We start from the raw sequence: 3,721 nt of genomic DNA, 5'->3' as shown, positions 1-3,721 counted from the left end.
TCGAGTCGCTGCTCGCCTCGCCCCGGTCCCGCTACGTCGGCCGCCCCGCCGACGGCCCGGCCCCGGCCCCGACCACGGGCCCCGAGTCGCACGACGCCGTCACCGTGCGCGCCCACCTCGGCATCGTGGGCGACCGCTACTTCAACGCCCCGGCGCACCGCGGGGCCTCGGTCACCCTCTTCGCCGCCGAGCAGCTCGGGCACCTGGCCCGCGAGCTCGGTCTGCCTGAGGGCACGGTGCTCGACGCCGCCCTGACGCGTCGCAACGTGGTCGTGCGCGGCATCGACGTCGACGCCCTCGTGGGTCGCGAGTTCGACCTCGACACGGGCGACGGCCCGGTGTCGTTCCGCGCGAACCGGGCGGCGAACCCGTGCGCGTGGATGGACGTGGTGTTCGGCGCGGGGGCCTTCCGCGCGCTCCGGGGCCGCGGGGGAGTGCGATGCGAACCGCTCACCGACGGGGTGCTGCGCGTGGGGCCGGGACTGCTGCGCGCCTCCTAGGCGCCTGCGCGGCCCACCGACCCGTCGGAACGGGGGGCGCTGCGGGTCAACCCCACCAGGTGGGCAGCATGAGGTTCATGGTGTCGAGCAGGGCGCGTCGGCTCGTCCGCTTGCCGCCGAGCCAGGCCTCGACGGCGCCTACGAGCCCGTGTGCCAGGTGGCCGGCGGCGATGTGCACCGCGAGCCCCTCGGGGAGGCTGCCGGCGGGCAGGCCGGCGAGGTGCTGCACGCTCGACTCCTCGAAGTGGCGGGCCAGCGCCTGGTGGATCGAGGCGTCGAGCGGGTCGGGCAGGGCGAGACGGTAGATCTCGCGGTACCGCACGACGTGGTCGACGACCTTCTCCATCGCGCGTCGCGTCGCGTCGGGGCCGTCGGCCCGGCCGTCGAGCCGCAGCGCGTGGTCCTCGTCGCGGATCGCGTCGAGCTCGGGGGTGAGCACCGCGGTGAGCAGGCTGCCGGGCGAGGTCGCGTGGCTGTAGAACGTCGCGCGGTTGATCCCCGCGGCCCGGGTGACGTCGGCGACCGAGATGCTCGACACGGGCCTGGTCGAGGCGAGCTCGACGACGGCGGCGTGCAGTGCCTTCGTGGTCTGGACGATGCGCGCGTCGACCATGGACGTTCCTCCTCGGGTGCTCGGACGGGACGATCGCGTCCGAGGCCAGGTCGAGCCTAGACCGGGCCGACGCGCCGACACGGCACGGCGCGAGCCGCCGAGGCGGAAGGGCTGTCGCGGGGGTGCACGGCGGGGTTAGGCTGAGAACCGACGGGTGTCGTGCAGCGACGCCGTTCCCCTCCCTCCTCCCACCCCCTGCGATCCCGTGGTGGTCGTGCGCGACGGTCCGGTCGCATCGATTCGAGCCGCGAGCCGGCCTCGTCGTCGTGGCCGCGCCTCCTCGCGTGCCCCGATCCGTCACCGCCCCTCCGCGACCCCCCAGACAGGACCTGCCTCGTGACCACCGTCGTCCACCCGGGTGACTCCCTGACCCGCCGCCAGCGGCTCGTCTACGTCGTCGTGCTCGGCGCGCTCACCGCGCTCGGGCCGTTCACGATCGACCTCTACCTGCCGGCGTTCCCCGAACTCAGCCGGGACTTCTCCGTCGACAGCGGCGTCATCCAGCTGACGCTGACGGCCACGACGATCGGCTTCGGGGTGGGGCAGCTGCTGGTCGGGCCGTGGAGCGACAAGGTCGGCCGTCGCACTCCGCTGATCGTCGCGACCGCCGTGCACATCCTCGCCAGCATCGGCGCCGCCAGCGCGCCGACCATCGAGCTGCTCGCCGTCTTCCGGGTGCTGCAGGGCATGGGTGCCGCCGCCGGGGGCGTCGTCGCCATGGCGACGGTGCGCGACCTGTTCGGTGGGCTGCCGCTCGTGCGCATGCTGTCTCGTCTCGCCCTGGTGAACGGGCTCGCCCCCATCGTTGCGCCCGTCATCGGCTCGCAGCTGCTGGCCTTCACCAGCTGGCGCGGCATCTTCGTGTTCCTCGTGGCCTACGGTGCGTTCGTGATCATCGCCGCGATCTTCCTGATCGTCGAGACCCTGCCGCCCGCCCGGCGGCACGAAGCCGGGCACACGACCCTCGGGCAGCGCTACAAGGTGCTCTTCAGCGACCGGATCTTCGTCGGCGTCGCCCTGATCGGGGCGATGGTCTTCTCGGGCCTGTTCTCGTACCTGTCGGCCTCGTCGTTCCTCTTCCAGGAGGTCTACGGCCTGAACGCCCAGCAGTACGGCTACCTCTTCGCGATCAACTCGCTCGGGATCGTCGCCGGCGTCCAGATCAGCTCGCGGCTGGCCCGGCGGGTCGGGCCGCAGTGGATACTCGCCTGCTCGACGATCGTCCTGCTGCTCGCCGCCGCGTCGATCGTCGTGCTCGACTCGCTCGGTGCCGGGCTCGTGGGCATCCTCGTGCCGCTGTGGTTCTTCATCGCGGCCTGCGGCTTCTCGTTCCCGCAGGTCCAGGTGCTCGGGCTCGCCAACCACGGCAAGGAGGCAGGGACGGCGGCGTCGTTGCTCGGCGCGCTGAACTTCGGCCTGGCGGGGCTCATCTCGCCGGTGGTCGGCTTCCTCGGCATCGGGTCCGCCGTGCCGATGGGCAGCGTCATGGTCGCCACCTCGTGCGTGGCCATCGCGAGCCTGTGGCTGCTGGTGCGCCCGCGGACGGTGCCGGCGCTGGGTCGCTGACCCGCGCCTCCCGGTCGTCCGTCGCCGACCGGGGCCTCCCGGTCGCCGACCCGCGCCTCCCGGTACCGTCTGGGGATGCGCACCGACCCGCTCGCCCCGAAGCCCGCCTCGCCGTCCGAAGAACGGGTGGCCCGCCGCGTGCAGCGCCGCTGGTGGGTGTTCAGCGCGCTCGGCGCCATCGGCGTCGTGCTGCTGCTCGGCGTCGTGATCACGGCCCGGTCGGGGGTGATCGGCGTCGACGAGCGGTTCATGGGCGAACTGGTCGAGCACCGCAGCCCGTTCTGGGACGTCCCCTCGTTGATCTTCAACTCGATCGGCGCGGGCGTGGTCGGCGTCTTCGTCGTCCCGCTAGGCGTCGCCGCGCTCTTCCTGCTGCGCCGTCGCCCCTGGGCCGCGCTCTACTGGATCGCCGCCTGCGCGCTCAGCGCGGGCGTGGTCCAGGTCGTCAAGCACACGTTCGGCCGGGCCCGTCCCGAGGACATCCTCGTGGTGAGCGACTACGGCTCGTTCCCCTCGGGCCACACGTCCAACGCCGCGACGCTGGCCGTCGTGCTCGGGGTGATCCTGCGACGCGTCTGGGTGTGGGTCGCAGGCGCGGCCTACACGGTGCTGATGCTGCTCAGCCGCACCTACCTCGGGGCGCACTGGCTGACCGACACGATCGGCGGGCTGCTGATCGGTGCCGGGGTCGCGGTCGTCCTCTGGGCCCCGGTCGCGCACCGGCTGCTCGACGAGCAGGAGCGCGTGCGGGGTCGCGGCTGGATCTGGCAGGGGCGTCACGCCTGACGGTGCCGCTCGCGGGGTCGACGACGGTGCCGCTCGCGGGGTCGATGACGGGGGCGCTCGCGGGGTCGATCACGGGCGGGTCCGGACGAGGCCGGCGTGCGGCGTCGCCCGGTGTGGCCGAACTCGCCCGGACCGCGGTGCGCAGGGTGCCTAGGCTGGCCGCATGACGGACGCGCTCGAGCAGGCCAGGGCGGAGGCCGCCGCAGCGGTCGCCGCCGCCGAGAAGGCGAAGCAGGACGCGGAGGCGGCACTCGCG

General features: G+C 73.5%; 4 protein-coding genes. 3 read left to right on the top strand and 1 reads right to left on the bottom strand.

Annotation, left to right across the window (positions count from 1 at the left end):
* The first annotated feature begins 8 nt into the window (after positions 1 to 8).
* Positions 9 to 500 (top strand): MOSC domain-containing protein, encoded by a 492-nt coding sequence (locus tag IFT36_RS15525; protein ID WP_159828505.1) that lies wholly within the window; start codon positions 9 to 11, stop codon positions 498 to 500.
* Between the two features lie 46 nt (positions 501 to 546).
* On the opposite strand, the gene IFT36_RS15520 is transcribed toward IFT36_RS15525, so the two are convergent.
* Positions 547 to 1,113: a TetR/AcrR family transcriptional regulator gene (locus IFT36_RS15520; protein WP_043592905.1), complete on the bottom strand. Its 567-nt coding sequence runs from the start codon at positions 1,111 to 1,113 to the stop codon at positions 547 to 549.
* A gap of 336 nt (positions 1,114 to 1,449) precedes the next feature.
* Here IFT36_RS15520 and IFT36_RS15515 point away from each other — a divergent pair, with 336 nt between their 5' ends.
* Positions 1,450 to 2,679, top strand: coding sequence for a multidrug effflux MFS transporter (locus tag IFT36_RS15515; protein WP_056046500.1), 1,230 nt, complete (start codon positions 1,450 to 1,452; stop codon positions 2,677 to 2,679).
* Positions 2,680 to 2,754: 75 nt separating this feature from the next.
* Complete coding sequence (locus IFT36_RS15510) at positions 2,755 to 3,465, top strand: phosphatase PAP2 family protein (protein ID WP_249408684.1); 711 nt, start codon at positions 2,755 to 2,757, stop codon at positions 3,463 to 3,465.
* Positions 3,466 to 3,721: the final 256 nt, after the last annotated feature.

The sequence above is a fragment of the Frigoribacterium sp. CFBP 13605 genome, from assembly GCF_014839405.1.
Lineage (GTDB): Bacteria > Actinomycetota > Actinomycetes > Actinomycetales > Microbacteriaceae > Frigoribacterium.
This window is presented reverse-complemented; position numbering and strand designations above follow the sequence as displayed.